This window comes from Nocardioides candidus (genome assembly GCF_041321175.1).
In the GTDB taxonomy this organism is placed as follows: domain Bacteria; phylum Actinomycetota; class Actinomycetes; order Propionibacteriales; family Nocardioidaceae; genus Nocardioides.
In genome coordinates this window covers 162,237-187,000 of the sequence record NZ_JBGGWC010000003.1, presented here as the reverse complement: position 1 = coordinate 187,000, position 24,764 = coordinate 162,237, and the positions used below count along the sequence as shown (strand labels likewise).

At 72.9% G+C, this 24,764-nt stretch carries 28 protein-coding genes; 18 read left to right on the top strand and 10 right to left on the bottom strand.

Annotated elements, in window-relative coordinates:
• Positions 1-3: 3 nt before the first annotated feature.
• Positions 4-585 carry a DM13 domain-containing protein gene (locus ACAX67_RS15240; RefSeq protein WP_370704721.1) on the top strand — a complete coding sequence of 194 codons (582 nt, stop codon included), beginning with the start codon at positions 4-6 and terminating at the stop codon, positions 583-585.
• 10 nt (positions 586-595) lie between these two features.
• On the opposite strand, the gene ACAX67_RS15235 is transcribed toward ACAX67_RS15240, so the two are convergent.
• Both ACAX67_RS15235 and ACAX67_RS15230 read right to left on the bottom strand, forming a co-directional pair.
• Positions 596-2,128, bottom strand: a complete 1,533-nt coding sequence (locus ACAX67_RS15235; RefSeq protein ID WP_370704720.1) for a hypothetical protein — start codon at positions 2,126-2,128, stop codon at positions 596-598.
• 67 nt (positions 2,129-2,195) lie between these two features.
• Positions 2,196-3,674: an FAD-binding oxidoreductase gene (locus ACAX67_RS15230; RefSeq protein ID WP_370704719.1), complete on the bottom strand. Its 1,479-nt coding sequence runs from the start codon at positions 3,672-3,674 to the stop codon at positions 2,196-2,198.
• A gap of 151 nt (positions 3,675-3,825) precedes the next feature.
• On the opposite strand from ACAX67_RS15230, the gene ACAX67_RS15225 reads away from it, so the two are divergent.
• A complete protein-coding gene (locus ACAX67_RS15225) occupies positions 3,826-4,020 on the top strand; it encodes a hypothetical protein (RefSeq protein ID WP_370704718.1) in 195 nt (64 codons plus the stop codon).
• Positions 4,021-4,150: 130 nt separating this feature from the next.
• Here the strand turns inward: ACAX67_RS15225 and ACAX67_RS15220 are convergent, their stop codons facing one another.
• Together ACAX67_RS15220 and ACAX67_RS15215 are read right to left on the bottom strand one after the other, a co-directional pair.
• Positions 4,151-4,810, bottom strand: coding sequence for a PAS and ANTAR domain-containing protein (locus ACAX67_RS15220; protein ID WP_370704717.1), 660 nt, complete (start codon positions 4,808-4,810; stop codon positions 4,151-4,153).
• 64 nt (positions 4,811-4,874) lie between these two features.
• On the bottom strand, positions 4,875-5,906 hold the full coding sequence (locus ACAX67_RS15215; RefSeq protein WP_370704716.1) for a response regulator transcription factor: 1,032 nt from the start codon (positions 5,904-5,906) through the stop codon (positions 4,875-4,877).
• A 150-nt stretch (positions 5,907-6,056) separates the two neighbouring features.
• Between ACAX67_RS15215 and ACAX67_RS15210 the strand changes: the two genes are divergently transcribed.
• Positions 6,057-6,635 carry a hypothetical protein gene (locus ACAX67_RS15210; RefSeq protein ID WP_370704715.1) on the top strand — a complete coding sequence of 193 codons (579 nt, stop codon included), beginning with the start codon at positions 6,057-6,059 and terminating at the stop codon, positions 6,633-6,635.
• A 4-nt stretch (positions 6,636-6,639) separates the two neighbouring features.
• Here the strand turns inward: ACAX67_RS15210 and ACAX67_RS15205 are convergent, their stop codons facing one another.
• From ACAX67_RS15205 to ACAX67_RS15190, 4 genes are read right to left on the bottom strand one after another with little or no spacing between them, the layout of a single operon-like run.
• On the bottom strand, positions 6,640-7,419 hold the full coding sequence (locus tag ACAX67_RS15205) for an HAD family hydrolase (RefSeq protein WP_370704714.1): 780 nt from the start codon (positions 7,417-7,419) through the stop codon (positions 6,640-6,642).
• Complete coding sequence (locus ACAX67_RS15200) at positions 7,413-7,577, bottom strand: hypothetical protein (RefSeq protein ID WP_370704713.1); 165 nt, start codon at positions 7,575-7,577, stop codon at positions 7,413-7,415. Before ACAX67_RS15200 ends, ACAX67_RS15205 begins: the two co-directional genes overlap by 7 nt.
• Positions 7,578-7,602: 25 nt before the next feature.
• Positions 7,603-8,352, bottom strand: a complete 750-nt coding sequence (locus tag ACAX67_RS15195) for an IclR family transcriptional regulator (RefSeq protein ID WP_370704712.1) — start codon at positions 8,350-8,352, stop codon at positions 7,603-7,605.
• Positions 8,353-8,356: 4 nt separating this feature from the next.
• On the bottom strand, positions 8,357-9,169 hold the full coding sequence (locus ACAX67_RS15190; protein ID WP_370704711.1) for a VOC family protein: 813 nt from the start codon (positions 9,167-9,169) through the stop codon (positions 8,357-8,359).
• Positions 9,170-9,329: 160 nt separating this feature from the next.
• Here ACAX67_RS15190 and hutH point away from each other — a divergent pair, with 160 nt between their 5' ends.
• From hutH to hutI, 5 genes are all read left to right on the top strand, one after another.
• Positions 9,330-10,880, top strand: coding sequence for a histidine ammonia-lyase (gene hutH, locus ACAX67_RS15185; protein WP_370704710.1), 1,551 nt, complete (start codon positions 9,330-9,332; stop codon positions 10,878-10,880).
• Positions 10,877-12,547, top strand: a complete 1,671-nt coding sequence (gene hutU, locus ACAX67_RS15180) for a urocanate hydratase (protein WP_370704709.1) — start codon at positions 10,877-10,879, stop codon at positions 12,545-12,547. The genes hutH and hutU overlap by 4 nt, the downstream gene beginning before the upstream one ends.
• Positions 12,547-13,716: an allantoate amidohydrolase gene (locus ACAX67_RS15175; protein WP_370704708.1), complete on the top strand. Its 1,170-nt coding sequence runs from the start codon at positions 12,547-12,549 to the stop codon at positions 13,714-13,716. The genes hutU and ACAX67_RS15175 overlap by 1 nt, the downstream gene beginning before the upstream one ends.
• Entirely contained in the window at positions 13,713-14,846 is a 1,134-nt protein-coding gene (locus ACAX67_RS15170; protein WP_370704707.1) for a formimidoylglutamate deiminase, read from the top strand. The genes ACAX67_RS15175 and ACAX67_RS15170 overlap by 4 nt, the downstream gene beginning before the upstream one ends.
• A gap of 115 nt (positions 14,847-14,961) precedes the next feature.
• On the top strand, positions 14,962-16,140 hold the full coding sequence (hutI, locus tag ACAX67_RS15165) for an imidazolonepropionase (RefSeq protein ID WP_370704706.1): 1,179 nt from the start codon (positions 14,962-14,964) through the stop codon (positions 16,138-16,140).
• Here hutI and ACAX67_RS15160 read toward each other — a convergent pair.
• Complete coding sequence (locus ACAX67_RS15160; protein ID WP_370704705.1) at positions 16,118-16,654, bottom strand: GNAT family N-acetyltransferase; 537 nt, start codon at positions 16,652-16,654, stop codon at positions 16,118-16,120. The genes hutI and ACAX67_RS15160 overlap by 23 nt on opposite strands.
• Before the next feature lie 84 nt (positions 16,655-16,738).
• Here ACAX67_RS15160 and ACAX67_RS15155 point away from each other — a divergent pair, with 84 nt between their 5' ends.
• A complete protein-coding gene (locus ACAX67_RS15155; RefSeq protein WP_370704704.1) occupies positions 16,739-17,212 on the top strand; it encodes a GNAT family N-acetyltransferase in 474 nt (157 codons plus the stop codon).
• Here ACAX67_RS15155 and ACAX67_RS15150 read toward each other — a convergent pair.
• Positions 17,199-18,200, bottom strand: a complete 1,002-nt coding sequence (locus ACAX67_RS15150; RefSeq protein ID WP_370704703.1) for a 5'-3' exonuclease H3TH domain-containing protein — start codon at positions 18,198-18,200, stop codon at positions 17,199-17,201. The two genes, ACAX67_RS15155 and ACAX67_RS15150, sit on opposite strands and share 14 nt — an antisense overlap.
• Before the next feature lie 126 nt (positions 18,201-18,326).
• On the opposite strand from ACAX67_RS15150, the gene ACAX67_RS15145 reads away from it, so the two are divergent.
• The 9 genes from ACAX67_RS15145 (at position 18,327) to ACAX67_RS15105 (ending at position 24,762) form a co-directional block, all read left to right on the top strand.
• Complete coding sequence (locus ACAX67_RS15145; protein WP_370704702.1) at positions 18,327-18,878, top strand: DinB family protein; 552 nt, start codon at positions 18,327-18,329, stop codon at positions 18,876-18,878.
• On the top strand, positions 18,875-19,069 hold the full coding sequence (locus ACAX67_RS15140) for a DUF3046 domain-containing protein (RefSeq protein ID WP_370704701.1): 195 nt from the start codon (positions 18,875-18,877) through the stop codon (positions 19,067-19,069). Before ACAX67_RS15145 ends, ACAX67_RS15140 begins: the two co-directional genes overlap by 4 nt.
• Entirely contained in the window at positions 19,066-20,364 is a 1,299-nt protein-coding gene (locus ACAX67_RS15135) for an MFS transporter (protein ID WP_370704700.1), read from the top strand. Before ACAX67_RS15140 ends, ACAX67_RS15135 begins: the two co-directional genes overlap by 4 nt.
• 191 nt (positions 20,365-20,555) lie before the next feature.
• Positions 20,556-21,629: a recombinase RecA gene (gene recA, locus ACAX67_RS15130; protein ID WP_370704699.1), complete on the top strand. Its 1,074-nt coding sequence runs from the start codon at positions 20,556-20,558 to the stop codon at positions 21,627-21,629.
• Between the two features lie 46 nt (positions 21,630-21,675).
• On the top strand, positions 21,676-22,206 hold the full coding sequence (locus ACAX67_RS15125; protein WP_370704698.1) for a regulatory protein RecX: 531 nt from the start codon (positions 21,676-21,678) through the stop codon (positions 22,204-22,206).
• Positions 22,207-22,219: 13 nt separating this feature from the next.
• Complete coding sequence (locus tag ACAX67_RS15120; RefSeq protein WP_527891028.1) at positions 22,220-22,723, top strand: phosphoribosyltransferase; 504 nt, start codon at positions 22,220-22,222, stop codon at positions 22,721-22,723.
• A gap of 22 nt (positions 22,724-22,745) precedes the next feature.
• Positions 22,746-23,603, top strand: coding sequence for a polyphosphate kinase 2 family protein (locus tag ACAX67_RS15115; RefSeq protein ID WP_370704696.1), 858 nt, complete (start codon positions 22,746-22,748; stop codon positions 23,601-23,603).
• Positions 23,600-24,382, top strand: a complete 783-nt coding sequence (locus ACAX67_RS15110; protein ID WP_370704695.1) for a HipA family kinase — start codon at positions 23,600-23,602, stop codon at positions 24,380-24,382. Before ACAX67_RS15115 ends, ACAX67_RS15110 begins: the two co-directional genes overlap by 4 nt.
• Positions 24,379-24,762 (top strand): DUF3037 domain-containing protein, encoded by a 384-nt coding sequence (locus tag ACAX67_RS15105; protein WP_370704694.1) that lies wholly within the window; start codon positions 24,379-24,381, stop codon positions 24,760-24,762. The genes ACAX67_RS15110 and ACAX67_RS15105 overlap by 4 nt, the downstream gene beginning before the upstream one ends.
• The last annotated feature ends 2 nt before the right edge of the window (positions 24,763-24,764 follow it).

The following is a 24,764-nucleotide window of genomic DNA, read 5'->3' as shown; positions in this document are numbered from 1 at the left end:
CCCATGACGCGCACGAGGGCGACGCTGCTGGCCGTCGGTGTGGTGCTGGTCGTCGTCGTGGCGGTCGGACTGCTGGTCTTCCAGCCCTGGCTGCTCGTCGTCGACGACACGGTCGACGAGGCCGACGAGGTGGGCCAGGTCGTCGGCACGGCCTCCGGCGGACTGTCCCAGACGGCCTTCCCGACGCCGGCGTCCCCGTCGACCTCGGCGCCCGCCGACCCGCAGCGCGTCGAGCTCGCCGCGGCCGACTTCATCGATGCCGAGCACGAGACGTCGGGCCGGGCGATCCTCTACCTGCGCGACGACGGCTCCCGCTACCTGCGCCTGGAGGACCTCGACACCTCCAACGGCCCCGACCTCCACGTGTGGATCACCGACCAGCCCAGCGGTGGCGACTGCGGCGGCTGCTTCGGCTCGTGGATGAGCTACGACGACGGCCGCTACGTCGAGCTGGGCGGCCTCAAGGGCAACCAGGGCAGCCAGAACTACGAGATCCCCGCGGGCGTGGAGCTGGCCGCGATGCGGTCGGTCGTCATCTGGTGCGACCGGTTCAACGTCGCGTTCGGGACCGCCGACCTCACCTAGCCCGTCGTGCTCACTCGCTCGTCACGAGCTCGGCGGCAAGCTCGCGCGTCCTCGGCTGAGGGTCCGTCCGGGCCAGGTCGGCGACCAGCCGGCGCGCATCCTCCGGCCAGGTGTCGCGCGGCCACTTCCCGAGTGCCGTCAGTGCCATGTTGCGGTTGCGCACCACCGGGCTCCGCAGCCCCGTGGTGATCAGCTCGGCCCCCACGCCGGGATGGTCGCCGAGCGCCTGCAACGACCAGTCGAGAGCGGAGTGCGCGCGCCACTCGGGCCCGAGGCCGAGCGCGGTCCCAGGCCCGGTCGCGATCTCGCCGAGCGGGAGGAGGTCGCGCGCCAGTGCCGCCAGCTCGACGGCGCGGGTCGGATCGGCCTGCTGCCACGCGGCGAACCAGTCGCTCCCGAGCGGGTCGGCACGCACCCGCTCCAGGTGCGTCCGGTAGGTGTCGATCCCCAGCGCCCGAGCGGCCTGGTCCGCGCGCCAGAACTCGCCCGGCCGGTCGGACGCGAGTGCGAGGATCACGCGCTCGCGCCAGTGCTGGCGGCCGAGGATCTCCGCGCACCGCTGCTCGAACGCCTCCCGGCGGCTGGCGGTCCAGCCCCGTGCGCCGAGGTCGTCCCAGTCCGCATCACTCGCGAGGAAGTCGCGGATGGCGACGACCGCGTGGAAGTCGACCAACGTCTCCGCCCGGCGCGAGAGGTGACCGAGGTAGGCCGCCACCGCGTCGGCCCCGTCGGCGTAGTCGTGCATGTCCTCGGCGGGCCCGCCCATGACCAGCGCCTCCATGATCTCGCCGGCGGCGGTGAGCAGGTCGCGGTCGGGCTCGGGGACGCTCAGCGCCTCGAGCAGGCCGCCGGTGGTGGCCGCGATGTAGGCGAGGTACTCGTACATGACCGAGTTGCGGAAGCCGGTCCGCAGGACCCACGAACGGATCGCGGGGTCCGTGGTGCCGCGGAGCCGCTCCACGCAGTGGATCCGGCCCCACCCGTCGACGGCGGCGGCCAGCGCCCACAGCTCGCTGTCCGGGTGCTCGAGCCCGTTGGTCATCGCCACGGCGGCGTACAGCGTGAACTCGTCGTGCGCGCCGAGGACCCGTACGACGTCGACGTCCTGCCCGAGCCCGGTGATTCCGAGCAGGGCGATGCCGACCTTGACCGCTGAGCGGTCGGCCGCCGTCGTCGCGAGCCAGCGGCCCACCTCGTGCAGGGCGGCGGGGTCGGGCCGGGCGTCGGCCAGCCTCTCGATCGCCGCGTCGAGGTAGGACAGGGCGTTGTCGGCGGTCACGGCCGCGTGGACGGCGCGCAGTCGCGACCGGGTCGGGCGTCGGCACGCCTTGAGGAGGGCGGTGACCACGACCTGCGCCTGCTGGTCCCCGTCGCCGGCACCGGCGTGGTGACCGAGGACGCCGTCCATCGCCCCTGGCGCCCACCGCACCTCGTCGTCGGTGGCGGCGCGCTCGTCCGGCAGGACGAGGGAGGGGTCCTCCAGGCGGCCCACCTCGTCGAGGCGGCCACGCAGGTGCTCGTAGATCGAGGGCCGCGTGGTCATGACGGCACGATGTCACGCGACAGTGCCGGCGTCCTCCCGAATTCCGCAGCCGGCCCGACGGGCGCCGTCACTGCGGCTGGGTGAGGAGCCCGTCGGGGTCGTAGCTGCTGCGGACCTCCTGGAGCCGGCCCCAGTTGTCGCCGAAGTAGGCGTCACCCGGGTCGGCGAGCGAGGGATCGGCGTAGTTGACGTAGGCGTGCTCGCCCCAGGTCGGCGTCATGTGCCGGCGCAGCCGCTCGACGTACGACCGGGCCGGCGCCGGACCTCCGGAGGTGTAGGTCGCGGTGTACTGCACCGTCGCCCGTGCCTCGCGGTGGACGAAGGCCGTCTCGGTGGGGGCGAGGTCGCCGACGTGCCCGCCGAGCGCGTCGATCGAGAACCCCGCCTCCTGCAGGGTCCCCGGCGTCGTGGCGACCGCGGCGACGAGGTCGCCGAGGGCGCCGGACGCGGGCGGCGCGTAGGCGACGTGGGAGGTCGCGGCGAACGCCTCGCGCGCACCCGTGCCCGCATAGGCCTGCATCGCGGACAGGTAGTCGCGGGTGTGGTCGTAGCGCGCGGTCGGCCCGGTCGCCAGGATCGGCGCGAGCACCGCGTCGAAGCCGGAGGCCGGCCCCACCCAGGTCACCGTCGCCCCGAGGGTCGGGCCGTCCGGGTGGGCGGCGCCGGCGAGCAGCTTGATCGTCGACCACGCGCGTGCGTCGGCGCTCCCCATCCACGCGAACCAGGCCGGGACCACCGTCGGGGCCTGTGCGGCGGGCCAGGTCAGGTAGGTCGACACGATCGTCGGTGCGACGACGGTCGAGAAGGTCATCGACGTGACGACGGCCGTGTGCCCGCCGCCGCCACCGCGCAGTGCCCAGTACAGGTCGTCGTGGTCGTCCGGCGACGCGGTGACGACCTCACCCGAGGGGAGCACGGCCTGCGCGGCGACCAGGTGGTCGCAGGTGAGCCCGTAGGCGCGCGTGAGCACGCCGACCCCGCCGCCCAACGTCAGGCCGCCCACCCCGACGGTGGGGCAGGACCCGCCCGGGACCGCTCGCCCGCGGCCGGCCACGCCGGCGTACACGTCCGCCAGGTGGCGGCCCGGTCCCATCGTCACGTCGGTGCCCGTCCACCCGATCCCCGAGAGGCGTCGGCAGTCGACGACGAGCCGGCGGTCGCCCGCCGACCAGCCGGGATAGCTGTGACCGCCCGACCGCAGCGCCAGCGGCACCCCGTGGTCGGCCGCGAACCGCAGCACGGTCGCGACGTCCTGCGCGGACGCCACCTCGGCCAGGGCGAGCGGACGGGCACTGTCGAAGCGCGGGTTGGGGGTCACCCGCAACGAGGAGTACGACGGCGAGGCGGGTCGCACGAGGTCGCCCTCCAACGCGCGGGCCAGGGCCTGCCAGGGCACGCCCGTGGGGGTCGCCGGTGTCGGGCTGCTGGGGACGGCAGCACCGCTCGGAGCGCCGCTGCCCGGCCGGCCGGCCGGCTCCGACGAGCACGCCGTGAGGGCGCCGGCCGATCCGGCGGCGAGCAGGGTGCGGCGACTCAGAGCTGTCACAGGACGAGTGTGCCGCGTTTGCAATCGGCCGGGATCGGCGTACTGTCGAGGGTCCAGGTCGTCGACCGGTCATGGCACCCCGATCCCGGCAAGTAGCCGCACTCCTGCGGCACAGCACGAGCCGCACACGGCTCATTGAGGTTCGGGATCAATGAGGAACGACGATGCCTCGTCAGGCACCCCGCAGGTCAGGCCCACCACCCTCGACGATGTCGAGGAGACGTCCGGCGCCGTGAAACAGTGGCGCCGGCGTGGCGACGTCTGGGAGGGCCTGGTCAGCCAGGAGATCGACGGGGTCGTCGTGACCTCGTGGGTGCCGGCCCTGGTGCTGACACCCAACGACTGAGCGGCGTCTCTGCCGGAGGTTCCGGGGCGGCCCCGCCAGCACTTGTGCTGAACCGACGGGACCTGACCGAAACCCGGACCGGTCCGAGATCTCCGGCTGGTTGGGAACTACCCGGCTCCGGACCCCGCAGTCAGGTCGACGGCCGATCGGTGGTCTGGTTGTCCTCACCGGAGGACCACCGGCTGGTGAGGTCGTAGAGCAGGTTGTCGAAGGGCTGCTGCAGACCCTTGCCGACGACGAGGGTGCTCTGCGTGGCCTCCATCAGCCGGCTCGCGAGGTCGCGGAGCTTGACGTTGTGGTTCTTCGACCACCACTGCAGCATCGTGAACGCCGCTTCGGGACTGAGACCGTAGACCACCATCAGGGCGCCCTTGGCCTGCTCGATCGTGCTGCGCGACTCCGACGAGGCCTGGATCGACTTCGAGGCCTCCTTGCGCACCTCGTCCTCGAAGATGGTCGTGAGGTCGAGGAAGTAGCCCTCGATCGTCTCGACGTCGCTGTTGCGGGGGTAGCAGCAGCCGGTGAGGAGGACCTGGCGCTCGCTGCCGTCGGCCCGGATGGCGCGGTAGGAGACGGCGAACGACCCACCGTCGCGCGCGGCGCGGTCGAGCACGGCCTTCACGTGCTCGACGTCGTCCACGTGCTTGCTCGTCCGGACCAGCTCCTCGGTCGGGTCGACCGAGCCCGGCTCGCGACCGTGGATGCGGTAGACGTCGTCGTCCCACTCCCACGACTCGTCCTTCAGGTGGTAGGCGAAACGCCCCTTCGGGGGCGGCAGACCGGCAAGCACGTCGAAATAATGGCGGATCGGACCCAGCCCGGCGACGGACTTCCCGGAATTCGACCGATGTCCGTCAGGCGCCGCCGTCGGGGCGCGGCCGGGTCCCGGCTCTCGCGAGCACCGCGAGCACCCGTCGGTTCGTCGTCTCGTCGGCCGGCAGCCGCAGCTTGGTGAAGATCGAGCTCACGATCGGCTCGACGGTCTTGATGCTGAGGTGCAGCCGCTCGGAGATCGCCTTGTTCGAGAGTCCTTGGGCGATGAGGTCGAGGACCTCGTTCTCCCGGGGGGACAGGCCGGCCAGGCCTCCTGTCGCGCGGGTCTCCTCGACGACGCGCTCGAGGCTGAGCCGCACCATGACCCACCCCGCTGCGAGGGGCACGAGCGTGGTGGCGAGGAGTCCCGGCCGCGGGGAGTGGAAGGCGACCAGCCCGACGAGGAGCGCGCCTGCCGCGAGGCCGACCGCACCGACGAGCACGGCGAGCTGCTGGCGCAGGATCCCGTTGGCGGACCGCCAGCGGGCCACGACGCCGGCCACCCAGATGAGCTGGAAGACGGCGTACGCCGGGTGGGCGACGACGTCCCACGCGGCGCGCGCCATCGACAGACCCCCGAGGTCGAGGGGGTGTGGTGTGGTGACGCCGGCGGCGTCGTACTCCACGGGCCAGAGGGCCGACAGCAGCGAGCACGCCACCGCCACCGTCATGATCGCGTACGCCGTCAGCCGCCACCCGCGCGAGAGGAACCGGCCCTCGGGGAAGCACAGCACCGCCCAGGTGGTCAGCGCGAGGATGGTCGCGATCGGCCAGACGCCGAACCAGCCCCACCACCTGTCGGCGTCGCCGGCTGCGTCGTGGGCGACCTGGCGGCCGAGGAAGAGGACGCCCTCGAGCACGCCGACGGCGGCGAGGAGCAGGGCCTCGGGGTGGCGCGGTCGGAGCAGGAGGGTCCAGGCGGCGACCCCGCCGAAGGCGAGCGCGAGCAGTCCGTTGTGGAGGTTGGCGAGCCAGAGCCCGTGGGCGAAGCCCGCCGAGACCAGCGCGACGACCACCCCGAGCGCGACGAGCGGGACGAGCAGGTCCGAGGGGCGCGGCTGCTCCGTGGTCACCGGCCCATGGTGGCCCAGACCACGCCGGTGAGGCGTACAGGGTTATCCCTGGAATGTCGCCGGGGAGCACTTCCGAGGGTTTCCCCCGGAGCGCGACCGCCCCGGTCGATCGCAGCCTGAGCTCTCCACCACCGACCGAGAGGGCCCGCCATGACCGACGTCACCCACCACCTCGCCCCCGACCTCGGGACGACCGCTCCCGCGATCTCCGCACCCACCCGGCGACTGCTGGACGCCTCCCTCGTGCTGGCCCCGGCCGTCTACCTCGCCGTCGACTGCAGCTATGCGGTCCGGGGCTGGGACGACGGCACGACCGCCGCGCTCCACATCGTCGCGGCAGCGCTGTACGGCCTGGCCGCCGTGAAGCTGGTCAGCCTGGTCCGGGGGTGGCCGCAGGCGATCCTGCTCGTCGTCGCGCTGCTCGGAGTGGTGGGGAACGCCGGCGTCGGCGAGAACACCCTCCACGTCTCCCTCGGCGGCAACGACCTCTTCGACGCCGACGGGCGCGCGAACCTGTTCAAGACGATGGGCTTCTTCTTCCCGCTGACCTTCCTGGTGGCGGCGGTCGCGCTGCGGCGCCGGGCTGCGACCTGGTGGCCCCCGCTGCTGGTCCTGGGCGCGGTGCTCTTCCCCGCTGCCCACGTCGCGAACATTTCGTGGCTCGCGATCGTCGACGGGGTCGTGATGCTCGCCGCCCTGGGCAGCTGTCGCCAGGCGTTGCGGGCCTGAGCGGTCAGCCGAGCAGGCGCTCCACCACCTGGGCGACGCCGTCCTCGGCGCACGGGGGAGCGAGGTGGTCAGCCGCTGCGACGACGTCGGGGTGAGCCCCGGCCATGGCGTACGACGTCCCGGCCCAGGCGAGCATCGGGATGTCGTTGGGCATGTCTCCGAAGGCCACCACGTCGTCGGCGACGATGCCCAGCCGGGCGCAGAGCTCGACCAGGGCGCTGGCCTTGGTGACGCCCGCTGCGCTGATCTCGACCAGGCCGCCGACCGACCACGTCGCCGTGGCCGCGGTCCCGACCGCCGCGATGGTGGCGGCGCGGAGGTCGTCGTCGTCCATCCCCGGGTGGCGCACGAGGAGCTTGAGCGCGGGCACGTCCCAGATCTCCTCGAGCGGGCCGACGGGCGAGCCCTCCGGCACCCGGTACTGCTCGACGAACTCCGGGTCGCGGCGGATGCCGTCGAGGCACTCGATGGCGTACGTCGCCCCCGGCACCGTCCTCGTGATCGCCTCGGTCACGGCGAGCCCCACCTCCGGGTCGAGGCCGTGCACCGCGATCGGCTCGCGGGCGTGGGCGTCGTAGACGACCGCGCCGTTGGAGACGATCGCGAGGCCGTGGCGCCCGACGTGGGGCCAGAAGTCCTCCATCCAGCGCAGCGGCCGCGCGGTGACGAAGACGATCGGTATGCCGGCGCAGTCCGCCCGCTCGAGCACCTCCGCCGTGCGAGCGGACGGCGCGACCCGGTCGTGGGGGACCAGCGTGCCGTCGAGGTCGGTCGCGATCAGCACCCGGCGCTCTTGAGGTGCCGGGCGATCGCGTCGACGGCCTGGGCCAGCTCGGTGATCGCCCGGCTGGTCGAGGGGTCCTCGATGGCTTGGGCCTCGCTGGTCGCCCGCTGGACGGCTTCGTGGAGGCTCGCGACGAGCGCGGTGAGGTCGGTGGTCATGGCCGATTCTCTCCCGGCGGCGACGTCAGCGCCCGCCCAGGCGCCGGCTGAGGAGGGCGGCCGTGCCGGAGGCGGCGTCCGCGACCGAGGCGGCGTCGGCCTCGCCGGCCGGGTAGGTGACCGCGACACCGGCGACCGGGTGCCCGTTGTGGTCGAGCACGGCCGCCGCGACGCTAGCGAGCCCGGGCGTGACCTCGCCGTCCTCGCGGGCGTGACCACGGCGGCGGGTGTCGGCCAGGACCGACCGGAGCGCGGTCAGCGACTGCGGGCCGACGCCGGTGCGGTCGACGAACGCCGCGCGGTCCGGGTAGAGCGCCCGCACCTGGGCGGCGGGCAGCTGCGCCAGGATGGCGCGACCGCTCGCCGTCAGGTGCGCGGGCAGCCGGACGCCCACGTCGGTCACCAGCGGCGGCCGGCCGGGGGCGCGCTCCTCCAGGACGTAGAGCACGTCGCGCCCGTGCAGCACGGCCAGGTGCGCCGACTGCCCGACCTGGTCGACCAGCGCGGCCAGCGGGCGCCGGGCGATCCGCTGCAGGGGCGCCTGGCGGGCATAGCCGGAGCCGACCTCGAAGGCGGCGACGCCGACGCCGTACCTCCGCTCCTCGGGGAGGTGCACCACGAAGCCCTCCTCCACCATGGCGGTGAGGAGGTGGTACGCCGAGGACCGCGGGATCCCGACCGCCGCCGTCACCCGTTCGAGCGGCACGGGCTCGGGCTGCGCAGCCAGGAACCGCAGCACCCGCAGCGCGCGGGTGGCGGAGGGGACCTGTCCCATGACGTCAGTCTGTCGTGGACGCCTCTTCCTGTGCCTCGGACAGGCCGATGACGCCGAAGACCTCGCCCTGGGCGCCCTCCACGACAGCCATGCGGCCGAACGGGGAGTCACCGAGCTCGGCCCGCACGGAGCCGCCGAGCTCCTGGACCTTCGCCACGGTGGCGTCGCACGAGTCGACCGCGAACCAGGCCAGCCAGACGGACGGCACGCCCTCGGGCAGCATGGCCGCGGTGCCCATGCCGCCCACGCCGTCGTCCTCGCCGGGGCGCTTGAAGACCAGGTAGGTGAAGTCGTCGCTGGACATGTCGTCGAACTCGTAGCCGAACACCTCGGCGTAGAACGCCCTGCCGCTGTCGAGGTCGCGGGAGTGCAGCTCGTTCCAGGCGAGCGCGCCGGGCTCGTTGTAGACGCCCGCACCGATGTGGTTGCCGGCCTCCCACACGCCGAAGGTCGAGCCGTCGGTTGCGGTGCCGAAGAACATCCGTCCGTGCTTGCCCATCGCGGTCTCGACGTCGAACGGCTCCATGTGCAGCGAGCCACCGGCGTCGGTGACCGCCCTCGCCGTCGCGTCGGCGTCGTCGGTCGCGATGTAGGTCGCCCAGTTGCTGGGCATCTCGGGCACCGGCTTCGGGCCGATGCCGGCGACCGGACGGTCGTCCTTGGTCGCGATCGCGTAGCCGCCGGCGTCCTCGGCCGGAGGGTCCACCCGCCAGCCGAAGAGCTCGCTGTAGAACCGCGCCGCGGCCGTGCTGTCGTCGGCGCTCAGGTCGACCCAGTTGGGGGTGCCGGTGGGCCAGGCTTCGTCTCGGGTGGGCATCGCAGTCTCCTCGGTCGGTGGGGTGGGAGCCATGGTGGCGCCGACCTCCGACATCGGGCCGCCGTCCTGGGGCGCGCACCGCCCCAATTGTCTCGTATACGAGACAAGAGTGTGTCCGAGACCCTGGTCGACCGCCTGTCGGGAGGCGTTGGATGAGGGCATGGGAGACACCAAGGTCGAGGTCGGCACGGGACCCGTCTCGTTCGCAGACGTCATCGCGGTCGCGCGTGGGGGAGCGGGGGTGCGACTTTCGGAGGAAGCGCTCGCCGCGGTCGACCGGGCACGCACGGTGGTGGAGGAGCTCGCCGCGTCGCCCACGCCGGCGTACGGCGTGTCCACCGGCTTCGGCGCCCTCGCCACCCGCCACATCGCGCCGGAGCTCCGCACCCAGCTGCAACGCTCGCTCGTGCGCTCGCACGCGGCCGGCTCGGGCCCGGAGGTCGAGCGCGAGGTGGTGCGCGCACTGATGCTGCTGCGCCTCTCCACGCTGGCCACCGGTCACACCGGGGTACGACGGCAGACGGCCCAGCTGATGGCCGACCTGCTCAGCCACGGCATCACGCCGGTGGTGCGGGAGTACGGCTCGCTCGGCTGCTCCGGTGACCTCGCCCCGCTGTCCCACTGCGCGCTCGCCCTGATGGGCGAGGGCGAGGTCCGCGACGCGGCCGGCACCCTGATGCCGGCTGCCGAGGCGCTCGCCGCCGCGGGGCTCGAGCCGGTCGAGCTCGCGGAGAAGGAGGGCCTCGCGCTCATCAACGGCACCGACGGCATGCTCGGGATGCTCGTCCTGGCGATCACCGACCTGCTCCGCCTGCTCCGGACCGCCGACATCGCCGCGGCGATGTCGGTCGAGGGCCAGCTCGGCACCGACCGGGTCTTCGCGCCGGAGCTCCAGGCGATCCGCCCGCACCCCGGCCAGGCCGACTCGGCCGCCAACCTCACGGCCTTGCTCGCCGACTCCGGCGTGGTCGCCTCGCACCGCGGCCCCGACTGCAACCGGGTCCAGGACGCCTACTCGCTGCGCTGCTCGCCCCAGGTGCACGGCGCCGCTCGCGACACCGTCGGGTGGGCCGCCACCGTCGCCGAGCGCGAGCTCGCGAGCGCTGTCGACAACCCGGTGGTCCTCCCCGAGGAGCGTCGCCTGGAGAGCAACGGCAACTTCCACGGCGCGCCCGTCGCCTACGTGCTCGACTTCCTGGCGATCGTCGCGGCCGACGTCGCGTCGATCAGCGAGCGCCGCACCGACCGCTTCCTCGACAAGGCGCGCAACCACGGCCTGCCGCCGTTCCTGGCCGACGACCCCGGCGTCGACAGCGGCCACATGATCGCGCAGTACACCCAGGCCGCCATCGTGTCGGAGATGAAGCGGCTCGCGGTCCCGGCCAGCGTCGACTCGATCCCGTCGAGCGCGATGCAGGAGGACCACGTCTCCATGGGCTGGTCGGCGGCCCGCAAGCTGCGCCGGTCCGTCGACGGGCTGACCCGCGTCGTCGCCGTCGAGGTCCTCACCGCGGCCCGGGCGCTGGACCTGCGAGCGCCGCTCACTCCGTCGCCGGCCACCGCCGCCGTCGTACGACTCCTCCGCGAGGCCGGCATCGCCGGCCCCGGACCCGACCGCCACCTCTCACCCGAGATCGAGACCGCCGTCTCGCTCGTCCACTCCGGTGCGGTGCTCGATGCCGCCCGGTCCGTGATCGGAGACCTGCTGTGACCGACCCGACGACCAACCCCCGCCTGCCGATCCACGCCGCCACCGGCACCGAGCTCTCGGCGAAGTCGTGGCAGACCGAGGCTCCGCTGCGGATGCTGATGAACAACCTCGACCCCGAGGTCGCCGAGCGGCCCGAGGACCTCGTGGTCTACGGCGGCACCGGCAAGGCGGCGCGCAGCTGGGAGGCCTACGACGCCCTTGTCCGCACGCTGCGCGACCTCGAGCCCGACGAGACCATGCTCGTGCAGAGCGGCAAGCCCGTCGGCGTGATGCGCACCCACGAGTGGGCGCCGCGTGTCCTCATCGCCAACTCCAACCTGGTCGGCGACTGGGCCAACTGGGAGGAGTTCCGGCGCCTGGAGGAGCTCGGGCTCACGATGTACGGCCAGATGACCGCCGGCTCGTGGATCTACATCGGCACCCAGGGCATCCTTCAGGGCACGTTCGAGACCTTCGCGGCCGTCGCCGACAAGCGGTACGGCGGCACGCTCGCCGGCACCATCACCCTGACCGCCGGCCTCGGCGGGATGGGCGGCGCGCAGCCGCTGGCCGTCACGATGAACGACGGCGTCGCGATCTGCGTCGACGTCGACCAGTCGCGGATCACCCGCCGCATCGAGCACCGCTACCTCGACGTGCAGGCCGACTCGCTGGAGCATGCCCTGGAGCTCGCCGTCGCGGCGCGCGACGAGCGGCGCGGCCTGTCCATCGGCCTGCTCGGCAACGCGGCGGAGATCTTCCCGCGGCTGCTGGAGCTGAAGGCGCCGATCGACATCGTGACCGACCAGACCTCGGCGCACGACCCGCTGTCCTACCTGCCGGTCGGGGTGCCCTTCGAGGAGTGGCACGAGCGCGCCGAGCGCGACCCCGACGGCTTCACGAAGGAGGCGCAGGCCTCGATGGCCGCGCACGTGCGGGCGATGGTGGAGTTCCAGGACGCCGGCGCCGAGGTCTTCGACTACGGCAACTCCATCCGCGACGAGGCGCGCAAGGGCGGCTACGACCGGGCCTTCGAGTTCCCGGGCTTCGTGCCGGCGTACATCCGGCCGCTGTTCTGCGAGGGCAAGGGGCCCTTCCGCTGGGCCGCGCTCTCCGGCGACCCCGCCGACATCGAGGCGACGGACCGCGCGATCCTCGAGCTCTTCCCCGACAACGAGCGGCTCCGCAAGTGGATCACCATGGCGCAGGAGCGCGTCCACTACCAGGGCCTGCCGGCGCGCATCTGCTGGCTCGGCTACGGCGAACGCCACCTGGCCGGGCTGAGGTTCAACGAGATGGTGGCCTCGGGCGAGCTCAAGGCACCGGTCGTGATCGGTCGCGACCACCTCGACTGCGGGTCGGTCGCGTCGCCCTACCGCGAGACCGAGGCGATGCTCGACGGCTCCGACGCCATCGCCGACTGGGCGCTGCTCAACGCGCTGGTCAACACCGCGTCGGGCGCGACCTGGGTGTCGATCCACCACGGGGGTGGGGTCGGGATGGGACGCTCGATCCATGCCGGACAGGTCTGTGCCGCCGACGGCACCGAGCTCGCAGCGCAGAAGATCGAGCGGGTGCTCACCAACGACCCGGGGATGGGCGTGATCCGCCACGTCGACGCGGGCTACGACCGCGCCGCCGAGGTCGCTCGCGAGCGTGGGGTCCGGATCCCCGTGCAGGAGGGCTGATGTCCTTCGAGGACATGTGGCGCGAGCTCGCGCCCATCGGCCGCTCGGCGACGTCCGGCGGCTACTTCCGGCAGCCGTGGGCCAGCGCCGAGATGGAGCTCCGCGCGTGGTTCCGCGAGGCCGCCGCCGCGCGCGACCTGGTGGTCGAGGAGGACCCCTTCGGCAACCTCGTCGCCTGGTGGGGGGATCCGGAGGGGGGTGACGCGGTGCTCACCGGCAGCCACCTCGACAGCGTCCTCGACGGCGGTGCGTACGACGGCCCGCTCGGTGTCGTGTCCGCGCTGGCCGCGATCGACGTGATGCGCGAGCGCGGCGTCGCCCCGCAACGCGCGCTGGGCGTCGGCGTGTTCGTCGAGGAGGAGGGCTCGCGCTTCGGACGGGCCTGCCTCGGCTCGCGGCTGGCGGTGGGCGCGGCCGCATGGGACGACGTGCGCGACCTGACCGACCGCTCCGGCGTCGCCCTCGGCGACTGCGTCGAGGGCGGGGCGCCGACCCCCTGGCTGGACCGGGTGGGCCGCTACGTCGAGCTCCACGTCGAGCAGGGCCGAGGGCTGGTCGACCTCGACGCGCCGGTCGGTGTGGCGAGCGGGATCTGGCCGCACGGCCGGTGGCGCTACGACATCGGCGGCCGCGCCGACCACGCGGGCACCACCCGCATGGAGGACCGGGTCGACCCGATGCTCACCTACGCGATGACCGCCCTGGCGGCAAACAAGCAGGCCCGCCTCTCCGGCCAGCGGGCCACCTTCGGCCGCATCGAGGTCGCGCCCAACGGCACCAACGCGGTGCCCTCGCGGGTGACTGCGTGGCTCGATGCCCGCGCCGAGTCCGACGACGCCCTCGTGAGCCTGGTCGAGGCGATCCAGAAGCAGGCCGCCGAGCGCGCCGGCCGCGACGGCACCGACCTCACGGTGACGGCCGAGTCGGTGACCGCCGCGGTGGCCTTCGACTCCGGGCTGTCGGCCGAGGTGGGTCACGACCTCCCGGTGCTCCCGACCCAGGCCGGGCACGACGCCGGCGTGCTCCAGGCGGCAGGGATCCCGTCGGCCATGCTCTTCGTGCGCAACCCGACGGGCGTCTCCCACTCGCCCGACGAGACCGCCGAGACCGCTGACTGCGTGGCCGGTGTCGAGGCGCTCGCCGGGGTGCTGACGGGGCTGGTCGTGTGACGGTCCTCCAGATCCCCTCGATGGCCAACGCGCACTCGCACGCCTTCCACCGGGCGCTGCGCGGCCGCACGCAGCACGGCACGGGGAGCTTCTGGACCTGGCGCGAGCAGATGTACGACCTGGCGGGCCGGCTCACGCCCGACCTCTACTTCGAGCTGGCCCGGGCGGTCTACGCGGAGATGGTGGCGGGCGGGATCGGTGCCGTGGGGGAGTTCCACTACCTGCACCACCAGGCCGACGGCACGCCCTACACCGACCCCAACGAGATGGGGCGCGCGCTCCTCGCCGCCGCCGACGAGGCCGGGATCGCGATCCGCCTGCTCGACACCTGCTACCTCACCTCGGGCATCGGGCAGCCGCCCGAGGGCGTGCAGCGGCGGTTCAGCGACGGGTCGGCCGACGCCTGGGCCGAGCGCGTCGCCGCCTTCGACGATCCGCGCGTCGGCGCCGCGATCCACTCCGTGCGCGCGGTCCCGCGCGACCAGATGGGCACCGTAGCCGCCCTCGGCGGCCCGGTGCACGTGCACCTGTCCGAGCAGCCGGCGGAGAACGACGCCTGCCGGGCGGCGTACGGCATGACGCCCACGGCGCTCCTCGCCGAGGAGGGCGTCCTGGGCCCGCGCACCACGCTGGTCCACGCGACGCACCTGACCGACGCCGACGTGCGGCTCATCGGCGACAGCGGGTCGCTCGTGTGCCTCTGCCCGACCACGGAGCGCGACCTCGCCGACGGTCTCGGGCGCGGCAGCGACCTGCACGCGGCCGGTGCCCGGCTCAACCTCGGCTCCGACAGCCACGCCGTCGTCGACCTCTTCGAGGAGATGCGCGGCGTGGAGATGCACGACCGGCTGCGCACGGGCGTCCGTGGCCACTGGTCGGCCGAGGCGCTGCTCGACTGCGCCACCGACCACGGCTTCGCGTCCCTCGGGCTCGAGCAGTCGGGCGTCGTGACGATCGACCCCTCGAGCCCCCGGACCGCCGGTGCCGGCGGCGACGTGCACGCCGCCGTGTTCGCCGCCACCTCGGCCGACGTGACCTCGGTCGTGATCGACGGCCGCGAGGTCTTCGACGGCGACCACGCGCGCGTCGGCCGCGAGCTCGAGGCGGCGATCGGGAAGGTGTGGGCATGAGGGTCGGGGCTCGCGGCGCGGCATCGGGGTCGTGTGCCTGTGGCCGACCTCTGGGGCGTCCTGGGACACACGACTCCGCTTCGGGCGGCCGCGCGCGACGGCAGGAGCGATCCGCATGAGCATCCTGATCACGAACATCGGTGAGCTGGTGACCAACGACCCGGCGGCCGACGACCTGCTGGGCATCCGCCACGACGCGGCGCTCGTGCTCGACGAGGGCCGCGTGGCATGGGTGGGCGACGCGGCCGACGCGCCCGCGGCCGACACCTACGTCGATGCGCGCGGTCGCGCGGTGCTCCCCGGGTTCGTCGACACCCACAGCCACCTCGTCTTCGCCGGCGACCGGGCCGAGGAGTTCCGCGCGCGGATGGCGGGCGAGCCGTACGCCGCCGGTGGGATCCGCACGACCGTCGCCGCCACCCGCGCCGCCTCCGACGAGGCGCTCGCAGCCAACGTCGCGCGACTGGTCGCGGAGATGCAGGCGCAGGGCACCACGACCGTCGAGGTGAAGTCGGGCTACGGCCTGAGCGTCGCCGACGAGGCGCGCTCGCTCGAGGTGGCGTCCCGCTTCACCGAGGAGACCACCTTCCTCGGCGCGCACGTCGTGCCGGAGGAGTACGCCGGCGATCCCGCCGGGTACGTCGAGCTGGTCACCGGCCCGATGCTCGCGGCGGCCGCGCCGCACGCACGGTGGATCGACGTGTTCTGCGAGCGGGGCGCCTTCGACGCCGACCAGGCGCGCGCCGTGCTGGAGGCAGGGGCCGCAGCCGGGTTGCGCGGCCGTCTCCACGCCAACCAGCTCGGTCCGGGCCCGGGGGTCGCGCTCGCCGCCGAGCTCGGCCTCACCGCCGTCGACCACTGCACCTACCTCACCGACGCCGACGTCGACGCCCTGCGCGACAGCGGCACCGTGGCGACGCTCCTGCCCGGGGTGGAGTTCTCGACCCGTCAGCCCTACCCCGACGCCCGCCGGCTCCTCGACGCGGGCGTGCAGGTGGCGCTCGCGAGCGACTGCAACCCCGGCTCCTGCTACACGAGCTCGATCCCGTTCTGTGTGGCGCTCGCGGTCCGCGAGATGGGCATGACCCCGGCCGAGGCCCTCCGTGCCGTGACTTCTGGGGGAGCCGCGGCACTGGGCCGGACCGACGTCGGGAGCCTCGTCATCGGCGGGCGGGGCGACGTCGTGCTCCTGGAGGCGGCGAGTCACGTCCACCTCGCCTACCGGCCGGGGGTCCCGATCGTCAGCCGGGTGTGGGTAGCCGGCGCCGAGGTCAGCGCGGCTCGGCCGGGCTGAGGTCGGGCGGGGCCAGCTCGAGCTCCATGATCGCGACGTCGACCCAGGTGCCGAGCTTGAAGCCGATCCGCTTGAGCAGGCCGACGCGCTCGAAGCCGTAGCGCGCGTGCAGCGCGTTCGACGCGTCGTTGGGCTGGGCGATCCGCGCGGTCGCCACGTGGAGGCCGCGGTCGCGGAGACGGGGGAGCAGGACGTCGTACAACCCGGTGCCGAGCCCGCCGCGACGCGCGTCGGGGTCGAGGTAGACGCTGACCTCCGTCGCCCACCGGTAGGCGGCGCGCTCGGCGAAGGTGGTGCCGTAGGCGAAGCCGACCACGCGGCCGTCCTGCTCGGCGACCAGCCAGGCGTGCCGCTCCTGGCAGCCGGCGATGCGGACGGCCATCGCCTCGACGGTCGGCGGCTCCAGCTCGAACGTCGCCCACGAGGTGTCGACGTAGTGCCCGTAGATCGCCGCGCACGCCGCAGCGTCGCCGCCCGTCGCGTCACGGATCAAGAGGTCTTCCACGCGGCCCATCCTGCTTCATACCGGGTGTGAGAAGGCCCACGACGGGGGGTCTCGACTGGAGACCTGGTCTCGATTTCCGTAACGTCGAAGGCGATGAGGCCAGTTGATAACAGTGTTATCCGACCGATCAGGACCGACGATCTCGACACGATCGTCGACATCAACCAGAGCGCCCTGGAGGGCGTCGGCACGCTGGACTACGAGTCCGCGGCTCTGCTGGTGAAGAAGTCCGACCAGGCGGTCGTGCTCGATGTCGACGGTGACGTGGCGGGCTTCGTGATCACCCTGCCGATGGGCACCGACTACGACTCGAGCCGCTACGAGTGGTTCGAGGACCGCCTCGAGGACTTCGTCTACCTCGATCGGATCGTCGTCGCCGACACGCACCGCCGCCAGGGCGTCGCGTCCCGCCTCTACGACGCGGTCGAGGCCGATCTCCCCGTCGCGCTGGAGATCTACGAGACCAACGACGTGTCGCTGGAGTTCCACCGCGGCCGCGGCTACCGCCAGATCGGCGAGCTGATGCACGACGGCAAGCGCAACCTGATGATGCTCAAGGCGAGCTGACGAAGCCCGGGTCGGCGCTCAGCACCCGCAGCGCCAGCGAGGTCGTGGCCTCCACGTTGAGGAACCCGACGACCTTGCTGATGCGCTCGGGGTCGAGCGGCAGCAGGCCCGGGCTCCCGGGGACGTCCGGTGTCAGGCCGAGGTCGAGATCCTCGCGCCCGGCCATCATGGAGACGTTGAAGTCGTAGCGCTCGCGCGCACCGGGAGCGGCCAGCCGCCGTACGACGGTCGCGCCCACGCGCCGCGCCCCGGTCTCCTCCGCCCACGAGTCGAGGGCGGCGACGACCGCGAGCCCCTCGTTGTGCTCGATGTCGGCCCACACCGTCGCCATCGGCCCGGCGTGCTCGAGCAGGATCGCGGCGGTCTTCTCCCCGATGCCGTTGACGCCGGGAAGGTTGTCGCTGGCGTCGCCGCGCAGCGCGGCGTACTCGAGGTAGCGGTCCGCCGCGACGCCATACATCGCGAACAGCCGCTGGGGGTTGAGCAGCGGCGACCCGGAGATGCCGCCGTTGATGACCCGCAGCACCTTCGTGTGCCCGCTGATGTGGGCGAACGCGTCGCGGTCGGAGGTGATGATGATGCAGTCCCAGCCGTGGCGCCCGGCCCATGCGGCCCCGGACGCGTTGACGTCGTCGGCCTCGAGCCCCGGCGGGGTGATCGTGGCCATGCCGAGCGCGTCGAGGAGCGCCCCGGCGCGGTCGATCTGGTCGATCAGCTCGGGGTGCTTCTCCGCGCGCCCGGCCTTGTAGTCCGGGTAGAGGTCACGGCGCAGCGACGACGTGCGGTCGTCGAGCCCGAAGACCACCGCGTCCGGCGCGAATCCGTCGATCACCTCGAGGATCTGGCGCACCATCCCCTCCAGCGCCCACGCCGGCCTTCCGGAGCGGTCGGTGATGCGGGTGTGGGCACGGGCGTGGTGGCTGCGGTGCAGCAGCGAGGGCGCGTCGACCACCAGGAGCAGCTTGCGGTCTCGGTCGGTCACGGTCATGGCGATCGGGGCCATCGTAGGTCCTGCGCAGGTCGACGGGGGATCGGCGGCGGACTGGCAGGGGATCGTGGTTCGGTGGCCCGGATATCGGTCGCAGGTGTCGGTGGCGGTTGGGAGGATGGCTCCGTGAGCACGCCTGCGGAGATCGAGCCCGACACCAAGGACTGGACCTGGGTCCTCGAGCGGCCCTGCGCCGACTGCGGGCTCGACGCCGGCGCGGTCGACCGCACCTCGCTCGGAGAGCTGGTGCGCGACAACGCCGTCGGCTGGCAGGCCGTGCTGGCCTCCCCGCGCGCGGCCGAGCGACCGGCGCCGGCGACCTGGTCGCCGACGGAGTACGCCGCGCACGTGCGCGACGTGCACCGGATGTTCCTCGGACGGGTCGACCTGATGCTCACCGAGGACGACCCGGTCTTCGCCAACTGGGACCAGGACGAGACCGCGCTCGCCGAGCGCTACGACCTCCAGCTCCCTGCCGACGTGGCGTCCGGGCTCGCGATCGCGGCCGGGGAGGTGGCCGCGGCCTACGACGCCGTGGCCGGCCGCGACTGGGAGCGGGCCGGCACGCGGAGCAACGGCAGCGAGTTCACCGTGGAGTCGCTGGGCCGCTACCACCTGCACGACGTCGTGCACCACCTCTGGGACGTGCGCTGGGTGCTCGCGGAGGGTGCCGGGTGAGGCACACCGAGTTCTGGGCGCGGCTCGACCAGCACCTCGGGGCGGCCTACGCACGCACCTGGGCGGAGCAGCAGGTGCTCGGCGAGCTCGGCCACCGCACGCCGCTCGAGGCGCTCGACGCCGGCATCCCGCCGAAACGGGTGTGGGCAGCGGTCTGGGAGGCCCTCGACCTGCCGGCGAGCGAGCGGTGACGGCCGCGGTCCCGGCGCCGGTGCAGCCCGCCGCCGAGACCCGAGCCCTCCACCGCCGCACGGTCCGCGTGCTCGTGCTGACCCAGGCGGTCGGAGCCCTCGGCATCACCATCGGCATCGCGACGGCGTCGTTGCTGGCCAAGGACCTGTCCGGGTCCGAGGCGCTGTCCGGCCTGGCGCAGACCGCGCAGGTCCTCGGCGCGGCGGTGGTGTCCTTCCTGCTCGCTGCCGTGATGGCGCGCCGTGGGCGCCGGATCGGGCTGATGATCGGCTACCTGCTCGGGGCGGCGGGCGGCGCGCTCGCCGTCGTGTCCGGGGTCGTGGGGTCGATGCCGCTCCTGCTCGTCGGCGCGGCGCTCCTCGGGGCGGGGTCCTCGGCCAACAGCGCCGCCCGCTTCGCCGCCACCGACCTCGCCGACGACGGCAACCGGGCCCGTTCGCTGTCGGTGGTCGTCTGGGCGACCACGATCGGCGCGGTGCTCGGTCCCAACCTGACCGGACCGGCCGGCGCGTTCGCCGATGCGGTCGACATCCCCGAGCTCACCGGCCCGTTCGCCCTCGGGGCGGTCGGCATGCTGGTGGCGGCGCTCGTGGTCTTCGTGATGCTGCGTCCCGATCCCCTGCTCGTCGCGCGCGAGCGCGCCGGCACGGTCGTCGTGGGTCGGGCCGCCGGGGGCTCGTCGGCGTCGCGGGCACGCGAGGCGGTCAGGGAGCACCCCGTCGTCGGATTCGCCATCGGCGGTCTCGCCCTGGCCCACGCGACGATGATCTCGGTGATGGTGATGACCCCTCTCCACATGGAGCACGGCGGCGCCGAGCTCGAGGTCATCGGGCTGGTCCTCAGCGTGCACGTGCTCGGGATGTTCGCCTTCTCGCCGCTGGTCGGCATGCTGGCCGACCGGGCGGGTCGACCGATGGTGATGGGCAGCGGGGGACTGGTGCTCGTCGTCGCACTCCTGCTGTGTGCGTCGTCGCCCGAGGGCATGTCGTGGCAGGTGACCGCCGGGCTGTTCCTGCTCGGCGTCGGGTGGTCGCTGGCGATGGTGTCCGCGTCGACCCTGGTGTCCGAGCACGCGCCGATCGACGTGCGCACCGACGTGCAGGGCACCTCCGACCTGGTGATGGGGGTGACGGCCGCGTCGGCGGGGGCGTTGGCCGGGCTGGTCGTCGACCTCGCGGGCTACCCGGTGCTGGCGCTCGTCACCCTGGCGCTCGCGCTCGGGGTGGTCGGCGCGGCGGCACGGGCCCACGGGACGGCCCGGGCGACGGTGGCGGCGACACGCGGCGTGTCGTGAACGCCTTCGAACAGGTGTTCGGCTAGATTCCTGCGTACGACGACCGGGTGGCACGAGCCACCAAGCGTCCACAGGTACGACCCACGAGCGGATCGATCCACAGACCGAGGCGGCTGATCAGGCTGTGTCGGACCCCCGCCCTAACGTCGCCGATGTACCTGGCTCGACCACCAGACGAAGGACGTGAGGACATGGCGGACGACCGCCTCAAGGCGCTGGACACGGCGCTGCTCAACATCGAGAAGCAGTACGGCAAGGGTTCGATCATGCGCCTCGGCGACGACACCCGCGCCCCCCTGGAAGTGATCCCGACCGGTTCGATCGCGCTCGACGTGGCGCTCGGTGTCGGCGGTCTCCCGCGCGGCCGGGTCGTCGAGATCTTCGGTCCCGAGTCCAGTGGTAAGACGACGGTCGCGCTCCACGCGGTGGCCAGTGCCCAGGCCGCGGGCGGCATCGTGGCGTTCATCGACGCCGAGCACGCCCTCGACCCCGAATACGCCAAGGCCCTGGGCGTCGACACCGACGCCCTCCTGGTCTCCCAGCCCGACTCCGGTGAGCAGGCGCTCGAGATCGCCGACATGCTGATCCGATCCGGCGCGCTGTCCCTGATCGTCATCGACTCGGTCGCCGCGCTCGTGCCCCGCGCCGAGATCGAGGGCGAGATGGGCGACAGCCACGTCGGCCTCCAGGCGCGCCTCATGAGCCAGGCGCTGCGGAAGATGACCGGTGCGCTCAACAACTCCGGCACGACCGCGATCTTCATCAACCAGCTGCGCGAGAAGATCGGCGTCATGTTCGGCTCGCCCGAGACCACCACCGGTGGCCGCGCGCTGAAGTTCTACTCCTCCGTGCGGCTCGACGTGCGCCGGGTCGAGACCCTCAAGGACGGCGCCGACTCCGTCGGCAACCGCACCCGCATCAAGGTCGTGAAGAACAAGGTCGCCCCGCCGTTCAAGCAGGCCGACTTCGACATCATGTACGGCAAGGGCATCAGCCGCGAGGGCGGCCTGATCGACGTCGGCGTCGAGGCCGGCCTCGTGCGCAAGGCCGGCTCTTGGTACACCTACGAGGGCGACCAGCTCGGCCAGGGCAAGGAGAACGCCCGGCAGTTCCTGTTCGACAACCCCGACCTCGCCAACGAGCTGGAGAAGAAGATCCTCGAGAAGCTCGGGGTCGGCCCGCAGGTCGACCAGGAGGCCGGCGCCGAGGGCACCGACGACTTCGCCGAGCTCCCCGACGAGCCCATCGGTGTCGACAGCTTCTGACGGCGCGAGCGTGTCGCGCTGGTGACGTCGGTCGAGGGAGGCACACGTGAGGGAGCCGGCCACCGAGGAGCGGGATCTCGGTCCCGAGCCTGACCAGGAGTCGGTCGCGCGCAAGATCCTGCTCGACCAGCTGACCGGCCAGGCGCGCAGTCGCCACGAGCTGGCCGAGCGGCTGGCCCGCCGCAACGTCCCCGACGACGTGGCGGGTCCGCTGCTCGACCGGTTCGAGGAGGTCGGCCTGGTCGACGACGAGGCGTTCGCGCGCCTGTGGGTCGACAGCCGGCAACGCACGCGAGGGCTCGCCCGGCGCGCGCTGGCCCAGGAGCTGCGTCGCAAGGGCATCGCCGAGGAGACCGCGCGCGAGGTGCTCGACGAGGTCGACCCGGCGGACGAGGAGCAGGTCGCCCGGGAGCTGGTGCGCAAGAAGATGCGCAGCATGCGCTCGCTCGACGACGTCGTCGCCGCGCGACGGCTCGCAGGGATGCTGGCCCGCAAGGGCTACCCGCCGGGGATGGCCTACGCGGTCGTGAAGGACGAGCTGGCCGCATCCGGTCGTGACGCACCCGGGGCGGAGTAGCACAATGGCGCGCGTGACCAGCGACGCGCCGGCCCGGGAGATCCTCACCTACGAGCTGTTCGGCACCGCCGTGCGCGAGCTCGCCCAGCAGGTCGTCGACGACGGCTACGAGCCCGACATCGTGCTCGCCATCGCCCGCGGCGGTCTCGGGCTCGGCATGGGCCTGGGCTACGCGCTCGACGTCAAGAACCTCAGCGCCGTCAACGTGGAGTTCTACACCGGCGTCGACGAGCGTCTCGACGTACCGATCATGCTGCCGCCGACGCCCGCGGCCATCGACCTGACCGGCATGAGGGTGCTCATCGCCGACGACGTCGCCGACACCGGCAAGACGCTGGAGGTGGTGCGCGACTTCGTCGCCGACCACGTGGCCGAGGCCCGCACCGCCGTGATCTACGAGAAGCCGTGGACGGTCATCCACGCCGAGTACGTCTGGCGCCGCACCGAGCGGTGGATCGACTTCCCGTGGTCGTCCACGCCACCCCTGGTCGACCGTCGCGGCGGCCTGGCCCATTGAGTGCCGGTGCTTGGATAGCGCCATGACCGACACCGCTGAGCTGGTGACCGCGCTGCGCGTGCCGCCCGGCCCCCTGACGCTCTCGACGATCCCGACCGACGCGACCCCCGGGTTCGGCGGTGACAAGGCGGCCGGCAAGATCGCCCTCCTGGGCCTGGGCGAGGAGCTCGCCGACCTCCAGGAGCGGCTCTTCGCCGAGGGCACGTCCGGAGGCACCCGGAGCCTGCTGCTCGTCCTGCAGGGCATGGACACCTCCGGCAAGGGCGGCACGCTGCGCTCGACCGTGGGCCTGATGGACCCCCAGGGCGTGCGGATCACCTCGTTCAAGGCGCCCACCGAGGAGGAGCTCGAGCACGACTTCCTGTGGCGGATCACCAAGGCGCTGCCCGAGCCCGGCTACGTCGGCGTCTTCGACCGGTCGCACTACGAGGACGTGCTCATCGCCCGGGTGCGCGAGCTCGCGCCGGTCGAGGAGATCGAGCGCCGCTACCAGGCGATCAACGACTTCGAGGCCGACCTGGTCGGCAAGGGCACCCGGATCGTGAAGTGCATGCTCCACATCTCGGCCGACGAGCAGAAGGAGCGCCTGCTCGCGCGGCTGGGTGACCCGACGAAGCACTGGAAGTACAACCCGGGCGACGTCGACGAGAGGGAGCGGTGGCGGGCCTACCAGGACGCCTACGAGGTGGCGATCGAGCGGACCAACACCGAGGTCGCCCCGTGGCACGTCATCCCGGCCGACCGGAAGTGGTACCGCAACCTGGCGATCGGCGAGCTGCTGCTCGTCGCGCTCCAGGCGATGGACCTGCAGTGGCCCGCGGCCGACTTCGACGTGGCGACGGAGAAGAAGCGCCTGGCCGACGAGAAGCCGGTCGGATGACGTCCCGACCGACGTTGGACACGGTCTCGGTGACCCGCTACGTCACACCGCTGCGGGAGGGCGGCAGCCTCCCCGGTGTGGTCGAGGCCGACGACCTCGGCACCTACGTGTGCAAGTTCCGCGGTGCGGGCCAGGGACTGCGCGTCCTCGTGGCGGAGGTGATCGTCGCCGGCCTGGCCGAGCGGATCGGGTTGCAGACCCCGCGCCAGGTCGTGCTCGACCTCCGGGCGGACCTCGCGCGCTACGAGGCCGACGAGGAGGTCCAGGACCTCCTGCGCGCCAGCATCGGTCTCAACCTCGGCATCGACTTCCTCCCGGGTGCCTTCGGGTACGACGGCGACCTCGCCCCGCACGCGGCGGTCGCCGCGAAGGTCCTCTGGCTCGACGCGTTCTGCGCCAACGTCGACCGGTCCTGGCGCAACCCCAACCTGCTGCTCTGGCACGACGACCTCTGGGTCATCGACCACGGTGCCGCGCTGTACTTCCACCACGCCTGGAGTGGCGGGGTGGGCGACCCCGACCGCTTCGCCCGTCAGCCGTGGGATGCCTCCGACCACGTGCTGGGCGGCTACCGCCACGCGCTGCCGGCCGTGGATGCCGAGGTCAGCGGCTTGTTGACCGGGGACCACCTCGCCGACGCCGTCGCGCTCGTCCCCGACTCCTGGCTCGAGCCGGTGCCCGGAGCCGAGACGCCGGAGCAGCTGCGGTCGGCGTACGTCTCGTTCCTGAGCGCGCGCCTCGCCACCCGCCAGTGGCTCCCGGTCGAGGGCGCGGCATGAGCAGCCCGATGCCCTACCAGTACGTCGTCCTGCGGTGCGTGCCGCGCGTCGACCGTGAGGAGTTCGTCAACGTCGGTGTGGTGCTCTACTGCCAGGCGGCGGACTTCCTGGACGTCACCTGGCACTGCGACGCCGATCGGCTGCGCGCCGTCGACCCTCGCGTCGACGTCGAGCGGGTCTGCGACGCGCTCGCCTTCGTCGACGGGGTCTGCGCCGGCGACGAGCGCGGGGGAGCGCTGGCCGACCAGCCGCTCACCCAGCGGTTCGGGTTCCTCAAGGCGCCGAAGTCGACGGTGCTCCAGCCCGGTCCGGTCCACGGCGGTCTCGCCGCGGACCCGGCCCGGGAGCTGGAGCACCTGTTCAGCCGACTGGTCGGCTGAGT